Source organism: Blochmannia endosymbiont of Camponotus sp. (genome assembly GCF_023586085.1).
GTDB lineage: Bacteria > Pseudomonadota > Gammaproteobacteria > Enterobacterales > Enterobacteriaceae > Blochmanniella.
In genome coordinates this window covers 125,841-147,401 of record NZ_CP097757.1, presented here as the reverse complement: position 1 = coordinate 147,401, position 21,561 = coordinate 125,841, and the positions used below count along the sequence as shown (strand labels likewise).

Annotated in this window: 16 protein-coding genes and 3 tRNA genes; 17 read left to right on the top strand and 2 right to left on the bottom strand. The window is 29.6% G+C overall.

Translation table 11 applies throughout. The annotated features are described in order from the left end of the window. Window positions 1-36: 36 nt before the first annotated feature. The 4 genes from secB (at window position 37) to pfkA (ending at window position 3,947) form a co-directional block, all read left to right on the top strand. Window positions 37-483 carry a protein-export chaperone SecB gene (gene secB / locus M9400_RS00605; protein WP_250232507.1) on the top strand — a complete coding sequence of 149 codons (447 nt, stop codon included), beginning with the start codon at window positions 37-39 and terminating at the stop codon, window positions 481-483. Between the two features lie 36 nt (window positions 484-519). Then, on the top strand, window positions 520-1,536 hold the full coding sequence (gene gpsA / locus M9400_RS00600) for an NAD(P)H-dependent glycerol-3-phosphate dehydrogenase (RefSeq protein WP_250232506.1): 1,017 nt from the start codon (window positions 520-522) through the stop codon (window positions 1,534-1,536). A 66-nt stretch (window positions 1,537-1,602) separates the two neighbouring features. Continuing rightward, a complete protein-coding gene (cysE, locus tag M9400_RS00595; RefSeq protein ID WP_250232505.1) occupies window positions 1,603-2,385 on the top strand; it encodes a serine O-acetyltransferase in 783 nt (260 codons plus the stop codon). Window positions 2,386-2,984: 599 nt separating this feature from the next. After that, complete coding sequence (gene pfkA / locus M9400_RS00590) at window positions 2,985-3,947, top strand: 6-phosphofructokinase (RefSeq protein ID WP_250232504.1); 963 nt, start codon at window positions 2,985-2,987, stop codon at window positions 3,945-3,947. A gap of 185 nt (window positions 3,948-4,132) precedes the next feature. Here pfkA and tpiA read toward each other — a convergent pair whose 3' ends face one another. Together tpiA and M9400_RS00580 are read right to left on the bottom strand one after the other, a co-directional pair. Then, on the bottom strand, window positions 4,133-4,915 hold the full coding sequence (gene tpiA / locus M9400_RS00585) for a triose-phosphate isomerase (protein WP_250232503.1): 783 nt from the start codon (window positions 4,913-4,915) through the stop codon (window positions 4,133-4,135). Window positions 4,916-5,164: 249 nt separating this feature from the next. Beyond that, window positions 5,165-5,914: a ferredoxin--NADP(+) reductase gene (locus M9400_RS00580; RefSeq protein WP_250232502.1), complete on the bottom strand. Its 750-nt coding sequence runs from the start codon at window positions 5,912-5,914 to the stop codon at window positions 5,165-5,167. Window positions 5,915-7,369: 1,455 nt separating this feature from the next. On the opposite strand from M9400_RS00580, the gene rpmE reads away from it, so the two are divergent. The 13 genes from rpmE (at window position 7,370) to ilvC (ending at window position 21,493) form a co-directional block, all read left to right on the top strand. Then, entirely contained in the window at window positions 7,370-7,618 is a 249-nt protein-coding gene (gene rpmE / locus M9400_RS00575; protein WP_250232501.1) for a 50S ribosomal protein L31, read from the top strand. Between the two features lie 260 nt (window positions 7,619-7,878). Continuing rightward, the gene (gene metB / locus M9400_RS00570) at window positions 7,879-9,027 is read left to right on the top strand and encodes a cystathionine gamma-synthase (RefSeq protein ID WP_250232500.1); all 1,149 of its coding nucleotides are present in this window, start codon (window positions 7,879-7,881) and stop codon (window positions 9,025-9,027) included. A 445-nt stretch (window positions 9,028-9,472) separates the two neighbouring features. Beyond that, window positions 9,473-10,363 (top strand): methylenetetrahydrofolate reductase, encoded by an 891-nt coding sequence (gene metF / locus M9400_RS00565; RefSeq protein WP_250232499.1) that lies wholly within the window; start codon window positions 9,473-9,475, stop codon window positions 10,361-10,363. Window positions 10,364-10,791: 428 nt separating this feature from the next. Next, on the top strand, window positions 10,792-11,646 hold the full coding sequence (gene murI, locus M9400_RS00560) for a glutamate racemase (RefSeq protein WP_250232498.1): 855 nt from the start codon (window positions 10,792-10,794) through the stop codon (window positions 11,644-11,646). 484 nt (window positions 11,647-12,130) lie between these two features. Beyond that, a tRNA-Ala gene (locus M9400_RS00555) sits at window positions 12,131-12,203 on the top strand. Between the two features lie 157 nt (window positions 12,204-12,360). After that, window positions 12,361-12,434: transfer RNA gene (locus M9400_RS00550), tRNA-Asp, on the top strand. A 28-nt stretch (window positions 12,435-12,462) separates the two neighbouring features. Beyond that, a tRNA-Trp gene (locus M9400_RS00545) sits at window positions 12,463-12,536 on the top strand. Between the two features lie 1,102 nt (window positions 12,537-13,638). After that, a complete protein-coding gene (gene ilvG, locus M9400_RS00540; protein WP_250232497.1) occupies window positions 13,639-15,282 on the top strand; it encodes an acetolactate synthase 2 catalytic subunit in 1,644 nt (547 codons plus the stop codon). Then, complete coding sequence (gene ilvM, locus M9400_RS00535; protein ID WP_420022272.1) at window positions 15,260-15,520, top strand: acetolactate synthase 2 small subunit; 261 nt, start codon at window positions 15,260-15,262, stop codon at window positions 15,518-15,520. The genes ilvG and ilvM overlap by 23 nt, the downstream gene beginning before the upstream one ends. A gap of 57 nt (window positions 15,521-15,577) precedes the next feature. Further along, window positions 15,578-16,498 carry a branched-chain amino acid transaminase gene (locus tag M9400_RS00530; RefSeq protein WP_250232496.1) on the top strand — a complete coding sequence of 307 codons (921 nt, stop codon included), beginning with the start codon at window positions 15,578-15,580 and terminating at the stop codon, window positions 16,496-16,498. Between the two features lie 47 nt (window positions 16,499-16,545). Next, window positions 16,546-18,396 carry a dihydroxy-acid dehydratase gene (gene ilvD / locus M9400_RS00525; protein ID WP_250232495.1) on the top strand — a complete coding sequence of 617 codons (1,851 nt, stop codon included), beginning with the start codon at window positions 16,546-16,548 and terminating at the stop codon, window positions 18,394-18,396. A gap of 8 nt (window positions 18,397-18,404) precedes the next feature. After that, the gene (gene ilvA, locus M9400_RS00520; RefSeq protein ID WP_250232494.1) at window positions 18,405-19,952 is read left to right on the top strand and encodes a threonine ammonia-lyase, biosynthetic; all 1,548 of its coding nucleotides are present in this window, start codon (window positions 18,405-18,407) and stop codon (window positions 19,950-19,952) included. 59 nt (window positions 19,953-20,011) lie between these two features. Continuing rightward, on the top strand, window positions 20,012-21,493 hold the full coding sequence (gene ilvC / locus M9400_RS00515) for a ketol-acid reductoisomerase (protein WP_250232493.1): 1,482 nt from the start codon (window positions 20,012-20,014) through the stop codon (window positions 21,491-21,493). Window positions 21,494-21,561 lie beyond the last annotated feature (68 nt).

Here is a 21,561-nt window from a genome sequence, read left to right as displayed (position 1 = left end):
ATTGCTTATTAACATCGAAGGTTGTAAGGTGTTTATGTGCTAGAAAGTAATAAAAGTAATACATTGTTTCACATAAAAAGGATATATACAAAAGATGTTTCGTTTGAAGCTCCGAATACTCCTGAAGTTTTTCAAACAACCTGGAATCCAAAAATTACGGTAGATTTATCTTGCAATTCGGCTAATATCCATACTAACGCATATGAAGTAGTATTATACATCACTGTTACTGCAAAAATTGGGGAAAATACAGCTTTTTTGTGTCAAGTAAAACAAGCTGGAATTTTTAATATTTTAGGACTTAATCAAACACAAATGAGACATTGTCTCAGTGCATATTGTCCAGGTATTTTGTTCCCTTACGCTAGTGAATGCATAAGTAGCCAAGTGTCTAGAGGAACTTTTCCTCAATTTAATTTAGACCCAATCAATTTCGATATGTTATTTATTAAGTCTCTAAAAAAACATGATAATACACCCTAAAAATTAGTATTATAAAATAGTTGAGTTTTCATGACTATGTCTACTATTGTACATCCTACTGTTACAATAATTGGGGCTGGATCCTATGGTACGGCCATGGCTATTGCGTTATCTAGAAATGGTCATATAGTATTATTATGGGGCCATAATGCCTCTCACATTCAAACGCTTAAAACTCATCGATGCAATCAAGCCTATTTACCAAATATACCCTTTCCGCCATCGTTATATTTAGAAACATCTCTATCAGTAACCTTAGCTACCTGCTTAAATTTATTAATTGCAGTACCAAGTCATATATTTAGTCATGTGTTAATGCAAATAAAACCAAAGTTAAAAAAAAATACTCGTATTATCATAGCATCTAAAGGATTAGAACCCAAAACTGGCCGTTTTCTAAAAGACGTGACACGTGACATTTTAGGAAATAATGTGCCTATTGCAATTATTTCTGGTCCAACTTTTGCTAAGGAACTCGCTATAGGATTGCCTACTGCAATAACATTATCTTCCACCGATGCAATATTAAATTATGATTTACAAAATATACTGCATTGCAACAAAAATTTTAGAATATATGTTAATACTGATACTATTGGTACTCAAATAGCGGGAGCAGTAAAGAATATTATTGCTATTGGAGCAGGTATTTCTGATGGAATAGGATTTGGATCCAACGCACGAACAGCACTAATTACACGAGGTTTAGCAGAAATGTCGCGTCTCGGAACAGCAATTGGAGCAATACCAGAAACTTTCATGGGATTGGCCGGGTTAGGAGATTTAGTATTGACTTGCACTGATGATCAATCACGAAATCGTCGATTTGGAATATTTTTGGGACAGGGTTTAAATATACATCATGCCCAAAAAAATATTGGGCAAATAATAGAAGGATTCTTAAACACAAAAGAAGTATATGAGTTATCTATTAAATATAAAATAGATATGCCCATTACTGAACAAATATATCAAATATTATATCAAAATAAAAATGTTCATGATGCGGCTTATTCTTTATTACAACGTACACAAAAAAGAAAAAAAATTTAATAACTAAAATAATTAATAATATATCTATTTTAGTTATTCTTCATGTTATGAAAATAAGGTAAGCTTATGCCTTTAAATATATTAGAAATAGTTTGGAATAATATTAAGGTTGAAGCGAAATTATTAACCGAATCCGAACCTATATTGGCTAATTTTATATATACTACTATATTAAAACATAAAAATTTTAAGAATGCGCTAATTCATATACTATCTAAAAAATTGAATAATGTAGATATACCTATAACTGATATAATCAAAATATTAGAAGACATATATAATTCTGACGAAAACATAATTACTGCTGCAGCACGAGATATTTATGCAATACATTTGAACGATCCATCTGTAACTAAGTATTTTACTCCTTTTCTATACTTTAAAGGATTTCATGCATTGCAAGCACATCGTATTTCTCATTGGTTATGGCATAATAATCGTCAAGAATTGTCTATGTATTTTTATAATCATATCTCCGCTGCTTTTAATGTCGATATTCATCCCGCTGCAAGTATTGGATGCGGTGTTATGATAGATCATGCCACTGGAGTAGTAATAGGAGAAACATCAATTATAGAAAATAATGTATCTATAATGCAATCTGTTACTTTAGGAGGAACTGGTAAAATAAATGGCGATCGTCATCCTAAAGTTAGGCAAAGAGTGATGATTGGGGCCAGTGCCATTATTTTAGGTAATATTGAAATAGGATACGGAGCTAAAGTTGGGGCTGGATCTGTTGTACTACATTCCGTACCACCTTATGCTACAGTGACAGGAAAACCTGCCAGACTTGTAAGAAAATTAAAAAATCACAATAATTTACTGCATAAAAATGAAAATACATAATTTTTTGAGCAAGTATTAACTACATAGCGCAATAAAAATATTTTGATAAACAAAAATTAATAATATTCACTGCAAATAAAGATATGATATAATCTGTACGTAATTTATTTCCACATAACATATACAATAAAATTAAATACTTTATTTATCAGAAATTAAAATAATTATATAGCTAAAATATTAGCTATATAATTAAAAAATATATGTTTCTTCTTATATTTTTAGTCTTGAAAACAATTTAATTATATTGTTAACACAATTGAAATTATTGTACTAATATGATTATCTATGTATATAGTTAAATCTTATAAAGATATAACACTAATCTATTTCATTACAAATAAATATAATATGATACAATTAATATATTTAATATCAATATAAACCAAATATATAAAAATAATATTTCAGTATTCAATTCTAAAAATACTATTACCCAAATATCTTATAATTTAATATATAATTATATATATTAAATGTGGTTTTTATTTTTATATATTTCACATAACAAGTATATTTTATTATTAATTATATAAATTACATAAGAATTTGGTTATGATCTGCTCTGCTAATAAACAACATAATAGAGTTCTGTATATATGATAAAAAAAATAGGAGTACTAACAAGCGGTGGTGACTCTCCAGGAATGAATGCAGCTATTCGAGGTGTAGTACGAGCAGGTCTTTCTGAAGGATTAGAAGTTTATGGGGTATATGATGGTTATTTAGGATTATTTCAAAATCGAATGATACAATTGAGTCGTCGCAGCGTTTCAGAAATAATAAACCGGGGGGGTACCTTTCTTGGTTCTGCACGTTTTCCTGAATTTAAAAAAGATGCCGTTAGAACAGTAATTATTAATAATATATATAAACGCAAACTTGATGCCCTCATAATAATTGGAGGAGACGGATCTTATTTAGGAGCCAAAAGATTAAGTGATATAGGATTCCCCTGTATAGGATTACCTGGTACCATCGATAACGATGTCGCTGGAACAGATTATACTATTGGTTATTTCACAGCTTTAGAAACAATTGTTGATGCAATTGATAGATTACGTGACACATCATCTTCACATCAACGTATTTCTATTGTAGAAGTAATGGGGCGTTGTTGTGGCGATTTAACTATGGCAGCAGCAATCGCTGGAGGTTGCGAGTTTATTGTAGTCCCCGAAGTAGAATTTAACGCACAAGATTTAGTAAATGAAATTAAATCTGGTATTTCTAAAGGAAAAAAACATGCAATAGTAACTATTACCGAACGTATTTGTAATATATTTTACTTAGCACAATACATTGAAGAAAAAACTGGTAGAGAAACTCGTGCTACCGTTTTAGGATATATTCAACGCGGAGGAAAACCAGTAGCTTACGATCGTATTCTAGCATCCAGAATGGGAGCATATTCTATTGAACTATTATTGCAAGGGTATAAAGGACGTTGCATTGGGGTACAAAACGAAAAACTAGTACACCATGACATTAACGATGCAATACAACATATGCAACGTCCATTTCGTCAAGATTTACTAAAAACAGCTAAAAAACTATTTTAAATTTAAATAATCACTATCACTCAACTCTATGCTATATTAAAATTACAATGTAGTATACATTTCAATTTTATATGCTATATAAACCCATATACAAAGTTGTATCTATTGTTATTTATTAGTTTCTGAAAAATACAATCCGTCTGTTGTACAAATAGAATCAACTTATTTTCAATATATATTATTTATCATTTAAGTAATGAATGAGATTTATCATGATTTTCAGCTGCTCGCACAATCATAGAAAAACTATCTGCATTTAAAGAAGCAGATCCTACTAGCACACCATCAATGTCTTTTTGATTAAGAAATTGAGTAACATTTTCTGGTGTCACAGACCCTCCGTATTGGATTACTATTTTATTGGCTATAGATACATTATAATTTGCAATATAATTTCGAATTAATTTATGAACTATTTGTACACTTTCTGGGGACGCACTCATACCGCTGCCTATTGCCCATATAGGCTCATACGCAATAACTGAATCTTTAAACGCCTCTACACCAAGTAATTTAATGACTGACTTAATCTGATTAAGACATACTGATTGAGTCTGACCAGCATCATATTCTCTTTTATTTTCTCCTATACATAGGATAGGAATTAATCCAATCTTTTTTAAGATAAAAAACTTTTTAGCAATATATGCATCGTTTTCTTTATGATGTATTCTTCGTTCAGAATGACCGATCAAAACATATCGGGTATTTAGGTCTTGCAACATTGCTGCAGAAACATCGCCGGTAAATGCTCCAGATATATGAATATCAACATCTTGCGCACACATCCAAATATTACTATTTGTTAAATAACGCATAACTAAATCTAAATACATCACAGGAGGAGCAACAGCCACACTACATTTGGAAATACTAGCGCACGCCATAACTAATCTAACAATTAGATTAGTTATGGTATTTTTGTTACCATTTAATTTCCAGTTTCCTATTACTAATAGGCGTCTCATATCGTCTCTCCTATTATTACAATCCCTCTATATGATAATCATCTACATCAATATTAACAACATAAACAAAAAATAGATCAAACATATATTGTACGATGATAAATTCACATATTTGCAAACATAATAAGACATGCATTACAGCATGTTAATGCTAAAAATTGCGATGGTTTGAATAATTAATTTAAAATACGCTATAAGTTATAATACATAATATTCATTATATAATAATGTATATATTATTATTTGTTATCACCAATAACGTTCTTGAGTAATATGGCCTGGATTGCGTCGCATATGATCTTTCATTCCGTATTTTTTTTTCAATACCTCTTTAGTATCAGATATCATCTGCGGATTACCACATAACATTACATGACTATTGCTAACATCCAAATTTAATCCCACTTTTTTTTCTAAAGAATTATTTTCTATTAAAGTAGGTATACGTCCAAAAAGAGAACCAGATAATTCTTCTTGACTTATAATTGTTTGCACACGTAATTTACTAGAATAAATATTTTTTAATTTTTTCATTCGAGATAAATAGTTTAAATTTTTATAAAACCGTACTGCATGTACCAACACAATATTTGAAAATTGATTCAATCTTTCGTTATGATCCTCAAGTATTGATAGATATGGACCAATTCCTGTCCCACTAGCCAACATCCATAAATTTTTACAACTTGGAATTTCGTCAAGTATAAAATGTCCATATGCTTCTTTAGTAAGCATAATAGTATCACCAGAACGTAAATCACGCAACAATGGGGTAAATTTACCTTCTAAGACAGTAGCTATATAAAATTCTAAATTGGGACTGTTAGGAGCATTAAGATATGAATAAGCACGCTGCATAATCATGCTATTTACGCATATTCCTATTCTAGTAAATTGTCCAGCAATAAATGTATTCACTGGTGCTTGCACAATCAGACTAAATAATTTATCTGTCCAGCGTTTCACTTCAATAATTTTTCCAACAACCCATGTAGACATAAAGTCGACCTATATTTAAATTATTTAAATTTATTTAAGTTATTCATTAAGAGATCAACATCAATATTAAATTAAAACATGCATATATTTTTACCTTATTTTTATAAGATTCACGATATAGTACTGATATATAAAACTTTTTCTAAAATCAATATAACATCTTCAAAAGTATTTATTTTTTACTTCAACAACAATTTATTATACTAAAATTATGCATCCCAGCAATTATTTTAAGGTTGTTGTGATTATGTAAATATCCTACATGCATAAGCTTTCTCGTTTATAAGCTTATGCATAATTCAATTAATGAATTATATACATTATTTATTCGTATCGACATTTCTAATCATATATACAAAAATTCACGAGTTAACAACCTATAGTAATAAATTAAACGATTAAATCAAAGTTCTTTTAATGATTGACATTATCATTAAAAACCTATTAGCGATAATATAAACCCAGATATTTAATTATAATTTTTTATAAATATTATGACCATAACGGATCTTACGTTACTATTTTTACCTAATAAAACTAACATAATAAAAGCGCACAATAACTTCTAAAAATTATTAGAAACAAAATTTCAATATAAATGAAATAAATATTTTTACCCACACTAAATTAGAACTTATTGAAGTTTTATATATCTAATATAACCTAATTACAAATAGTCTATTTAATCTTCATCAAGAAGACTATAATATGAATACCATTATTACTCTAATTTATATATTAGCTTTTATATATCTGATAAAAATACTTATACGAATAATTATCTGTTAAGAGTCGATATTTTAGTATACTTAAAAAGTTTAATATAATTACAGTTTTATTAATTATTACAATAATATTGCATACATAATATATTCTAACATGGTTATGTCCCTAATATTAATGAATAATTGTAGGTATAAATATTGTTTCAATAATAGTATAGTTATTAACCAAATAAATATTTATATACAACATCAAACAAACAACAAACTTTATATTTAGTTAAACATAAATGTAATTATTTCTAACCAAAACAACAGTAATTCTTAACTCAAAAATATATGATTATATTTGATAAATATAATCATAATAAATTATAAACTAATTTAATCCTATTACAGTACAACATAGTTTTTATAGTATATAACAGTGTTCCTAAAATTTAGATGCATTGCGCCTAAAAAATACATAAATATTATTAATTTTTATAAAAATTTTATATAAAATAAAAATAACATCTATTGTCAATAGATATTTAAAAGTTATTAATTTATTTCTTCATTTATTTTTACACATGTACATGCATACATAATTAACAGATTTAATTGTTTAACTATGAACATGTTAACATTGAATTTATTAAATTCCATAGAATAAAATTTATTATTTTTATCATGTGTTACAATATTTTATCAACTATTAAAAATACAGTATTACTGAATACGAGAATATACCATGAAGAAAAATATTCACCCAAAATATAGTGAAATATCTGCACATTGTTCGTGTGGAAATATTATTAATACTAAATCAACTTTAAATCGCAACTTAAATTTAGACGTTTGTAATCTATGTCATCCGTTTTATACAGGTACACAACGTATAGTAGATACACGAGGCCGTGTAAATCTTTTTAATAAACGCTTTAATATTGCTATTAACTCTAAATTTTTACCTATTAATAAAAAAACGAAGAAAACATAAATACATACGTTATTACATCTGAATTTGCACGCTACATAGTATGTAGCTAACAAAATATATTACGGAGCAAAAACAGCATACATTATCAAATTTCATTACTATTACTACTACATATAATTAAAATCAAAATAAATTTGTTATTTTAGTCATCATAAATAATAAATATATAGAAAATATTATCAGATACATAAATAACATTAGTATATTAATGATATTAATGGTATTTTGAGGAGTACAAATGATCAAGTTAATTATTTATTATGAAAATTAAAAAATCTACAATCAGTGTTAGAAGCGGTTTGAATATTGATGAACAACATGGATGTGTTGTGCCTCCTATTACTCTCTCAACTACTTATAATTTTTTTGGATTAAATCAGCCACGTCTGTATGATTATTCACGACGCAAAAATCCTACTCGAGATGTAGCTCAACAGACTTTATCAGATTTAGAATATGGAAAAAATACAATTATGACAAGTAGCGGTATGTCTGCTATTTATTTGATATGCTCCGCTTTTCTTGAACCAAATGATTTATTAATAGCGCCTCATGATTGCTATGGAGGAACTTACCGACTATTAGATGCATTACATAAAAAGGGCATATGTAAGGTACTATTTATCGATCAAAATGACACAAAAATATTACTAGAGTCGTTAGTATATAAACCTAAATTAATTTTTATAGAAACTCCAAGTAATCCTATGCTCCGAATAGTAGATATTTACAATATTTGTAAACTTCAAAAAAATATATTATGTGTCGTAGACAATACATTTATGACTCCAGTTTTTCAAAATCCATTAATTCTAGGCGCAGACTTAGTAATACATTCTTGTAGTAAATATCTAAACGGACATTCAGATTTAATAGCAGGAGCGGTAATATCTAAAGATACATATATTTCCGATAAATTAGCTTGGTGGGGCAACACACTTGGAATTACCAGCAGCGCTTTTGATAGCTATCAATTATTACGTGGTATGCGCACTTTAATGCCTCGAGTCTATCAACAACAAAAAAATACTGAAAGCATTATTTCTTTCTGTCAACAACAATCTCAAATCAATAAGCTATACTATCCAGGATTATCTACTCATCCTGGACATAATATTGCTTGTAAACAACAAAGTGGATTTGGATCGATATTTAGTTTCGAACTAAAAGGAACTAAAAATATGTTGCTACAGTTTTTGCAATCATTAAAATTATTTACATTAGCAGAATCTTTCGGAGGTGTAGAAAGTCTAATTGCCCATCCAGCTACTATGACGCATGCTGCTATGCCGGAAAGCACTCTAAAACGTGCTGGCATTAATGATATGTTGCTTCGTGTTTCAGTAGGACTAGAAGATAGTGATGATCTTATCGCTGACTTAGCGCAAGCATTTACATCAATACGATAAAATATTCCCATATTAATGGCGCATCAATACGTATACTTATTAATAAAAACAAAATAATTAATGAACGTATAGAAATATTATTACAAACTTTAGTAATCAATTAAACATCTATAAAATTTAAAAAATAACATATTTAACACATAAAAATTGATGTAAAATATACATCATTAATTTATTTAATACACACTTTAGGTATGTAGGCCCTAACTAGAGAGCATATAATTGCTATAAACATAGAACTCAAAATAACAATAACATTGTTTTGACTTATTACTTTAAAAAATACTGTTTATAATAAGCAGACACCACTCTTTCATATAACTTAAATACAAAAAAATTCTTTATAAAAATATAACTTTAAATAGTAAATATAATAATGCTTATTTGTAGTATGGAATATATAACATATTATGCATATTATTTTACAAATTTACGAGAGGAAAATATGAGTATGTTCCATGCTGCTCAACAAAAAATATTAAATCAACATTTAGCAGAGTTAAACGGCAATATTAATGTATCATTTGAATTCTTCCCTCCACGTACCAATGAAATGAAAAAAATATTATGTAAAACTATAAAAAAATTAAGTAAACTAAATCCTGTGTTTGTTTCTGTAACGTATAGTGTTAATTCCGGAACACGAGATTATACCAACAAAACAATTAATGATATAAAAAAACATACTAGATTAGTAGTAGCTCCTCATTTAACATGTATTAATGAAACCCCCCAAGCATTACAAATCATTGCTCAAGAATACTGGAACAATGGTATCCATAACATTGTTGCACTAAGAGGTGATCAAATCAACAAAAATCATCAATCATCTATGTATGCTGCAGATTTGGTGTATTTATTAAAAAAAGTTGGAAATTTTGATATTTCCGTAGCCGCTTACCCAGAAGTACATCCAGAAGCAAAAAACGCACAATCAGATTTAATTAATTTGAAAAAAAAAATAGATGCTGGTGCTAATCGTGCCATCACTCAATTTTTTTTTGATGTAGAACAATATTTAAGATTTAGAGATCTTTGTGTATCTGTTGGAATTGATATAGAAATTATTCCCGGAATATTACCTATTTTCAATTTTCGTCAAGTACAAAATTTTATTACTTTTACTAAAGTTAAAATACCACATTGGATGTACGTAATTTTTAACGGGTTAGACCACGATCTAAAAACACAAAAAATGATTGGAACATTTGTAGCAATAGATATGATTAGAATTCTTATTAAAGAAGGAGTAAGAAATTTTCATTTCTATACTCTTAATAGATCAGATTTAACATATGCAATATGTCATAGTCTAGGAATAAAAAACAAAAATTAACATAATATGTCTTATATACAAATAAGAACTTTTAATAAATTTATTTTCTATACATACTCAAAAACATATATTTTAAAACTCAGTTTCTGCATAAAAATGCTTATTATGCTAGCAAAAAAAATTATTAATTAGAAGATTGAAAATATTCATATTTACTTACATATTATCAACATAATACATAACAATCCAATTCCCGATAATATTTAACCAATTACAAATAAAATCATAAAAAATATATGATTTTAATAAAACTAATACTATTATGGATATACCATTCAATATAATATCATCGATTAAAAGATAAAACTTTTCAATAAAAGGTTCACACCAAAATAGATAAAAAATTATAAATAAAATCGTAGATAGATATATACCTAATCAGACCAATTTATATGATACTTATATCAAGTAAATATTTAATAAAGTAAATGACATATTTCTGTAAAAATACATACAAATACAAACAACCAACAATCTTAATATTAGATTCTGGAGTAGGTGGTTTATCCATTTACACTGCAATACGCAAATTGTTACCACACGTATGGTATTTATATTTTTTTGATAATCAAGCCTTTCCTTATGGTGAACGTTCAGAAATATTTATCACAAATCGCGTAACTTCTATAATTAAAGCTGTACAAAATCAACATCGATTAGATCTGGTAATTATTGCTTGTAATACTGCCAGTGTAGTTTCATTAAAAATATTACAAAATCATTTTTTATTTCCTATTATTGGAGTGATACCCGCAATCAAGTTAGCATCTAAATTAACTAAAAACGGCATCATTGGAGTATTAGCAACACATCGTACTGTCAATCATGACTATACTTGTAATCTTATAAAACGTTTTGCAAATAAATACAAGGTACTATTATTAGGCACATCTGAATTGGTAAACTTAGCTGAATCCAAAATATATGGTGAAAAAATATCTTTATCAATGCTTCGTAGTATTCTAGCCCCTTGGTTAGAGCTGAAACAACCTCCTGATACTATAGTACTAGGATGTACTCATTTTTCCTTGCTAAAAAAAGAATTAATTACGACGTTATCTTCAAATAGCTATTTAGTAGATTCTAGACGTACCATCGCTAAATATAGTTTACGTTTACTACGACATAATAAGACCCTAACTAAAGGGGCTATAAACAATATTAATTATTCCGTCAGACTAAATAAAATCTATTGCTCTATGGATACTATAGAAGCTATTAAACTAAAATCTATTTTATTGTCTAATTATAATTTTTTCTCCTCAGAAATCTTATCAATATAAATTATAAAAAATTTGAACTTCTTACTATAAAATTCATATATTTATTTAATCTTTATCGCATATATAAACATGCGCTTATTATATTAAGAGATATAAATATATATCAAATATGAGCTTAACATGTAATAACTATTTTTTAATTATTAAATTAAACATCAAACTTTATCTGTGCATATGAATATTTTATAGACTCAAAACATCAAAAAATGCAAATTTTTATAAACATCTATCAACCTTAATCTAATACCGCTAGATTTATTAAATTAATTTATCTCAAATTACAATAGATTTTTTATAAGAAATAATTGTTGACTCAATTAAACTAATTCTAAATTATTAATTAACTCTAATATTAATATCATTAAGAATTAAAAACCATTATGTTAGAAATTATTTGCATTTAATAAAGCAACAATTTATAATTATATTATTTTAATTTGCATCTTTATTTTAAACTTGTTACAGTACACTTGATAAGCTTGGTGGGGCTATAGCTCAACTGGGAGAGCATCTGTTTTGCACGCAGAAGGTTAGCGGTTCGATTCCGCTTAGCTCCATAAATTAAATATATTGAGTAATTTTGTGTTAAATTAATTTTTACATGTAAACCGTAAAAGTAATACATCCAGTAGAACAAAATTCTCAGAATTTATCAATAAAAGTTATATATGTTTTTAGTTAAGCATTAACTATAATAATTATTTAATTGATAACGGTGCGGTAGTTCAGATGGTTAGAACATCGGCCTGTCACGCCGAGGGTCACGGGTTCAAATCCCGTCCGCACCGCAGCGCCGTATTAATTATTAATAATATAAGGGGTGTAGTTCAAATAGGTAGAACGTCGGTCTCCAAAACCGAGTGTTAGGAGTTCAAGTCTCTTCACCCCTGTGATCTATCTATAAAAATTTTAAAATAAATAATATATTGTTTAATTCTTATATAATTCACAGTACACATATTTAATATGTGCAAATAATATTGTATCTTTTACGTGTTTGTTATTTATATTTTTTTAAAAAATAACTATCGTCCCATATATTTATGGATCTTTATACACTTTTTAATATAAAAATTAATTATATTAACTGAAATCTATAAATATTTAATATAGAAAAGTTAAAATCTTAATATCGTATATCGTTCTTCTCAAAAAATAAACAAACGATACTAATTAAAATTTTTAATAAAAATAAACGGTTATGGTTTTTATTTATATTGTCAAAATAATTAAAATATATACAATCTTATAACAATAAACTACAATAATCATCTATATACTGATGATTATTCAAATCATATTATTTACAAAAATATCACTTTTTAAAATACCGCATCTGTAACATATAAAATATAAATAAAACACACATATATAATCAAATGTGTATTATGTGTCTTATTGAAAGTATCCACTAAAACAAAAGCATTAAAACAAAACAAAATTTATCATTATTAATATTTAAGAATATCAAATGCGTTATATTTTATTCACGTAATGATAATTTATATTTATCATAAAAAATTATTATATTTAAAGCACATGGAAATTACTGTTTTAAAAATTACTGCTAGTTTTTAATAAAACATATTATAGAATATAATATTCTTAACAATTAAATATCAACACTAATGTAACAAAAGATTAATTTTTATATAATTATTTACTGGTTTAAAATATACAGAAAAAATGAAATTTTATTTATATATAGCAGTATTACGCTTTAAACTAATAATATTATTATATTTTACAATTGCGTCGATACACCGGAAGCTTATATTGATGTCGTAAATATAAATGTTACGAGGATTTTTCTAAAAAAGCCATTTTTGATAAAATACACAATATTTTATAAATATTCCAAATTTATTTAAATCTAATAAAAATATATAATTTCCATATGGTTTACAATTAATTTTAAAAATCGATCACTTATTTATGAATAATCTAATTTGATTATTATTTAATTCATACAAATCACAAGAGGAAATAAATATGAACGGAGCTCAGTGGATAATAAAAGCACTGAGAGACAAAGGTGTAGATATTATTTTTGGTTACCCAGGTGGAGCTATCATGCCAATATACGATGCATTATTTGATTCTGAAGTAAAACATCTATTATGTAGACATGAACAAGGAGCGATTATAGCTGCTATAGGATATGCTAGAGCCACTGGAAAAGTTGGTGTATGCTTTGCAACTTCTGGTCCAGGAGCTACCAATCTTATCACTGGGCTAGCTGATGCACTGTTAGACTCTATCCCGATAGTAGCAATTACTGGACAAGTAGGATTAGAATTTATTGGTACTGACGCATTTCAAGAAGTAGATGTATTAGGATTATCTTTAGCTTGCACTAAACATAGTTTTTTAGTACATTCATTACATATGATACCTGGTATTATTGATGAAGCATTTTATATTGCTTCCAAAGGAAGACCAGGTCCAGTATTAATAGATATACCAAAAGATATTCAACTATCTACCGAAAAAATAATACCTAAAAACTATATTAATAATAAAAAGCATGTTTGTAGCATCAAAGGTGATATAGAAAAAGCTCGTGTATTAATGCTTAAATCATACCAACCAATACTTTATATAGGTGGAGGCGTGGGAATGGCGCAAGCAGTAACATCGCTACGTACATTCATTTCTAAAACAAAAATACCTACTGTAGTAACATTAAAAGGAATTGGTGCGCCAGATTATACAGAAGATTGTTATTTAGGAATGTTAGGCATGCACGGTAATCAAGCAGCTAATTTAGCAGTGCAAAAATGTGATTTACTCATTGCAATTGGAGCTCGTTTCGATGATCGAGTAACTGGACAATTACATACTTTTGCTCCACAAGCAAAAGTAATTCATTTAGATATTGATCCTGCAGAATTCGGTAAACTACGTCTAGCTCATGTTTCTTTATCAGGGAATTTAAACGATTTACTATTTTCATTAACACAATCCTTATCTATTGACGAATGGAGAATAAAAGTAAAATCTTTAAAACTAAAGTACCGTTGGTCTTATCAATCAACTGACGACAAAATTTGTGCGCCAGCTTTATTACGAGCAATTAGTGAAAATGCTCCTTACGATGCTATCGTTACTACAGATGTTGGACAACATCAAATGTGGGCTGCCCAGCATATGCAATTTAATCGTCCAGAAAATTTTATTACTTCTGGAGGACTTGGAACTATGGGATTTGGAACACCAGCAGCTATTGGCGCTCAAATTGGCCGACCCAACCATATGGTAATATGTATTTCTGGTGACGGGTCATTCATGATGAATATACAAGAACTTGCCACTATTAAACGCAAAAGTCTACCCATTAAAATTGTTTTATTAGATAACCAACGTTTAGGAATGGTTCGTCAGTGGCAACAATTGTTTTTTAATAAACGTTATAGTGAAACTACATTGACAGATAATCCTAACTTTCTTATTTTGGCCAAGGCATTTGACATTCATGGATTACGTATTACTCATAAATCTCAAATATCAGATGCGATTAATTTATTATTTATGCACACAGAGGCTTTTTTGTTACATGTACTAATCAATGAATATGAAAACGTTTGGCCACTAGTTCCACCTGGTGCTTCAAATGACGCTATGTTGGAGCAATAATATGCCATGTTACTCTTTATGCATTAAAGCTAGATTTTGCCCAGAAGTACTTGAACGTATCCTGAGGGTCATACGTCATCGTGGTTTTGAGTTAAATACGTTAAATATGTCGTCACATAACAAATTTGATAATAAAAAAATAAATATTTTTTTGACTGTTTCCAGTAATAGAGCAATATACTTACTATCTGCTCAATTAAACAAATTGACAGATATATATCATATTGAAATTCAATAAATTCAATAATTCTTAAATGAACATTATATTTGACTATATCACCGAGGAAGAAATCAAATGAATAGAACAAATTTTATTTGGTTTAATGGAGATATCATACCATGGCAAGAAGCTAAAATACATGTAATGTCTCATTCTCTGCACTATGGATCATCGGTATTTGAAGGTATGAGATGTTATGATTCATATAAGGGGCCTGTTATATTTCGTCATCGTGAACACATACAAAGATTACATGACTCCGCAAAAATTTATCGTATACCCATTTCTTGGAGTATCGATAATTTAATGCAAGCATGCAGAAAAATTATTCGTAAAAATAATTTAATTAATGCATATATTCGTCCTATAGTATTCATTGGAGACGTAAGAATAAAAATTAACCCGGATCCTAAATATACCACAGACGTTGCTATAGCAGCTTTCTCCTGGTCATCTTATTTAGGAGCAGATTCTTTAGAGCAAGGCATTGACGTGATGATATCTTCTTGGAACAGAGTTCCAGCAAATACTCTTCCAAGCTCAGCTAAAGCTGGCGGAAATTACTTATCATCCATGTTAATTAGTAATGAAGCTTACAGAAATGGTTATCACGAAGGAATTGGGTTAGATATATATGGTTATATTTCAGAAGGAGCTGGTGAAAACTTATTCGAAGTTAAAAATAAAATTATCTTAACACCACCACGCGCTTCTTCTATTTTACCTGGAGTTACGCGAGATTCTATTATTAAATTAGCAACAAATATCGGTTTAGAAGTACAAGAACAAGTGTTGTCTCGTGAATCTTTATATACAGCTGATGAAATATTTATGTCGGGTACTGCTGCAGAAATAACCCCAGTACGTAGTGTAGATAGAATTCAAGTAGGTACTGGTAGACCTGGTCCCATTACTAAAAGATTACAAGACTTATTCTTTAACTTATTTACTGGAGTAACTGAAGATCTATGGGATTGGTTGGATCCAGTCAATTAACCATTGAACACTCAACATTTATAGATAATACTGGAGTTTAAATATATATGCCTCAATATCGCTCTACTACTACTACGTATGGTCGTAATATGGCTGGTGCCCGAGCACTATGGCGCGCTACGGGCATGACCACCGAAGATTTTGATAAAATAATTATTGCTGTAGTTAATTCATTTACCCAATTTGTCCCTGGTCACGTGCATTTACGAAATGTAGGAACATTAGTTTCTGAACAAATTAAGATTAATGGAGGAGTTGCAAAAGAGTTTAATACTATCGCAATAGATGATGGAATTGCCATGGGACATAGTGGCATGCTATATTCTTTACCGTCTAGAGATCTTATTGCTGATTCAGTAGAATATATGATCAACGCCCACTGTGTTGATGCTATGGTGTGTATTTCTAATTGCGATAAAATAACACCTGGAATGTTAATGGCAGCATTGCGCTTAAATATTCCAGCTATTTTTATATCAGGTGGTCCAATGGAATCCGGCACAGTAACTCTATCTAATAAAGATCTTAAACTTAGTTTAATTGATGCAATAACTTATGCCGCAAATCCTAGTATTTCTAATATTGATCAACAAAACATCGAAGAAGAAGCGTGTCCTACATGTGGATCTTGCTCAGGAATGTTTACTGCAAATTCTATGAATTGTTTAACAGAAGCATTAGGATTAGCTCAGCCAGGAAATGGGTCATTATTAGCTACCCATTCTGATCGAAAAAAATTATTTTTGAATGCTGGTAAATATATTGTCCACTTAGCAAAATCTTATTATGAAGAGAATAATTATTCTGTTTTGCCTCGTAATATAGCTAATAAATCTTCTTTTGAAAATGCAATGATGTTAGACATTGCAATGGGTGGATCCACTAATACCGTATTGCACTTACTTGCAGCCGCACAAGAAGGAGAAATAGATTTTACTATGGCAGATATTGATAGATTATCTCGAAAAGTACCACATCTGTGTAGAGTAGCTCCAAACACTCAAAAATATCATATGGAGGATTTTCATCGAGCTGGAGGAGTCATGGGTATACTTGGCGAATTACATCGTTGTGGTCTATTACATGAAAACACACGCAATGTATTGAATCAATCTTTATCAGAAACATTACTAAAATATGATATTGTTTCCTGCGATAATATTGATTCAAAAAATATGTACGCTGCAGCGCCAGGAGGAGTACGTACTACACAAGCATTCACTCAAACAAACAGATGGGATTCATTAGATATAGATCGTTGCTCTGGTTGTATTCGTTCTCGCGAACATGCTTATAGCCAAGATGGCGGTTTAGCAGTATTATATGGAAATCTTGCTACAGATGGTTGTCTGGTAAAAACAGCTGGAGTTCATGTAAAGCTTCAAAAATTCTATGGGCCAGCTAAAGTCTATGAAAGCCAAGAAGAAGCGGTTCAAGCAATTCTAACAGGAAATGTGCATTCTGGAGATGTAATTGTAATTCGATATGAAGGCCCAAAAGGGGGTCCAGGTATGCAAGAAATGCTATATCCAACATCTTTTCTTAAATCTATGAGCTTAGATTTATGCTGTGCTTTAATTACAGATGGTAGGTTTTCAGGTGGAACATCCGGTTTATCTATCGGACATATATCTCCAGAAGCAGCTAATAAAGGATTAATCGGCTTAGTATATGACGGAGATATAATTAATATTGATATCAGTGCACGTAGTATTGTCTTAGAAGTGCCTGAATATATACTGACAACAAGATATAAATTAGAAATTGCTCGAGGCACTAAAGCATGGACTCCAATAAACAGAAATAGAAATATATCCACTTCTTTAAAAGCGTATGCCCATTTAGTAACAAGTGCGGACAAGGGCGCTGTTCGTGATAAATCCAAGTTATTGGGATAACATTATACATGAAAAAATTTAATTATTTTCCTAATGCACCCTGTCCCGCAGAATATCTACGAACTGCCTTACGTTCTCATGTATATGAAGTAGCTCAAATAACACCATTGCAAATTATGCGCAAATTATCACAACGTTTCAAAAATATAGTATTAGTAAAACGTGAAGATAGACAACCAGTACATAGCTTTAAGCTACGAGGCGCTTATGCTATGATTTCCAGTCTCAATGAAGCACAAAAATCTTCTGGAGTTGTTACAGCATCAGCAGGCAATCATGCTCAAGGAGTAGCTTTGTCTGCCGCTCATCTTGGTATAACATCTTTGATTGTAATGCCTACAAACACTGCAGATATAAAAATAGACGCAGTACGTAATTTTGGAGGAAAACCATTATTATGTGGAGCTAATTTTGATGAAGCTAAAATTAAAGCTATGTCTCTAGCTGATCAACACCAATTAACTTTCATTCCTCCGTTCGACCATCCAACGGTTATAGCAGGTCAAGGAACATTAGCGATGGAATTGTTACAACAAGATGCTCATTTAGATCGTATTTTTGTTCCAGTAGGAGGAGGTGGGTTAGCTGCAGGTATTTCTGTGTTAATTAAACATCTTATGCCCCAGATAAAAGTTATAGGAGTTGAATCAGCAGAATCAGCTTCTTTATGCGCCGCATTATCAGCTGGAATGCCAGTATGGCTACATAAAGTAGGTTTATTTGCGGAAGGAGTAGCTGTACGATGTGTTGGAAATGAAACGTTTCGTTTATGTAAAAAATATCTAGATGACGTAATTACAGTAGATAATGATGCAATTTGTGCTGCAATAAAGGATTTATTTGAAGACGTACGCGCTATAGCTGAGCCTTCAGGTGCTTTAGCATTAGCTGGAATGAAAAAATACATTCAACAATATGCAATACGGGGTGAAAGATTAGCTCATATTCTTTCAGGTGCTAATATAAATTTTCATGAATTACGTTATATTTCAGAACGTTGTGAGCTAGGAGAACAACGAGAAGCATTAATGGCAATTACTATTCCAGAAAAGAAAGGTAGTTTTTTAGAATTTTATAAAATATTGGGAAACAGATCGGTAACGGAATTTAATTATCGTTATAATGGATCCAAAAAAGTTTGCATATTTATTGGTATACGTTTAAAAAATGGATATTCTGAAAGAAAAGTAATAATACAAGAAATACTCGCTAATGGTTTTCACGTCGTAGATTTGTCTGATGATGAAATGGCAAAATTGCATGTTAGATATATGGTAGGGGCGCATTTATTCCAGTCTTTACAGGAACGAATTTTCAGTTTTGAATTTCCAGAAGCTCCAGGAGCATTATTAAAATTTCTTTATACTTTAGGCGCTAATTGGAATATTTCTCTGTTCCATTATAGAAACCATGGCACTGATTACGGGCGTGTTCTAGCTGGATTTGAATTATCTAACCAAAAAGAAGAAGAAAAATTTGAACAATACCTATCTAAATTAGGATATGAATGGCATGATGTCACAACTAATCCAGTTTTTAGAGTATTTTTAAATTAAAAAATTATTTTTTATACAAAATTATTGAATTATTTTAACATTATTTAAAAAGGTATGTTATGACCAATTATTTTAATACATTAACTTTTATGCAAAAATTAAAACATTTAAAAAAATGCCGATTTATGAGTCGTGATGAATTTTCTAAAGGAATCCAAGCCTTACTATCTAAAAAAATAGCTATAATAGGTTGTGGATCTCAAGGATTAAATCAAGGTTTAAATATGAGAGACTCAGGGGTAAATATTTCATATGCCTTGCGTCGAGAATCCATTATTAACAAACAAGAATCTTGGTCAAGGGCGACACAGAATGGATTTACTATAGGAACTTATGAAGAAATTATTCCAAAATCAGATATTGTTATTAACTTAACTCCAGATAAAAATCACACAGAAGTGGTAAAAAAAATAGAACCTTTAATGAAACATGGATCTGTATTAGGCTATTCACATGGATTTCATATTGTGGAAGTTGGAGAAAAAATTCGACAAGATATCACTGTCATAATGGTTGCTCCAAAATGTCCTGGCACGGAGGTTCGTCAAGAGTATCAACGAGGATTTGGTGTACCTACCTTAATTGCTGTGCATAAAGAAAACGATGTATATAATATAGGAATAGAATTGGCAAAATCTTGGGCATTTGCACTCGGTAGTCATCATGCTGGAGTATTAGAATCTTCATTCGTGGCAGAAGTTAAATCAGATCTTATGGGAGAACAAACTATTTTATGTGGAATGTTGCAAGCAGGATCAATTATTTGTTTTGACTATATGATTAACAATGGTGTTGATTCTGGATATTCGGGAAAATTTATTCAATATGGTTGGGAAGCCATAACCGAAGCATTAAAACACGGGGGTATCACATTAATGATGGACCGATTGTCTAATGTTGCTAAAATACGCGCTTTTATATTATCTGAAAAATTAAAAAATATATTAAAACCAATTTTTGAAAGACATATGGAAAATATACTTAACGGGATATTTTCTGAAGAAATGATGTCAGATTGGAAGAATAATGATTCTAAATTACTTATTTGGAGAAAAAAAACCAGTCAACTTCCGTTAGAACAAGCGCCAAACTATCAACAAGAGATTTTGGATCAAACATATTTTGATCACGGAATATTAATGGTAGCTATAATAAAAGCAGGAGTAGAGCTATCTTTCGACACAATGACAAAAGCTGGTATAACGCCAGAATCAGCATACTATGAATCATTACATGAATTACCTTTAATTGCAAATACTATAGCTCGAAAAAAATTATATGAAATGAATACGGTAATTTCCGACACTGCAGAATACGGAAATTATTTGTTTTGTAATACAGTAGTGCCTTTATTACAAAAAACTATAATACCTGATTTAAAAAAAGGAGATTTAGGTATATCGCCCGAAGAAATTAAAATAGATAATATTATTTTACGTAATACTAATGAAATGATTAGAAATCATGCAATAGAAAAAGTTGGAATTAAATTAAGAAATCATATGCAAAACATGAAAAATTTATCATGTATTAATAATTAAAACCCAAACTGTGATCATACACTGATTTTAAGGTATCTTGTTATCAGGAAGGATCATTTAGCCGATGA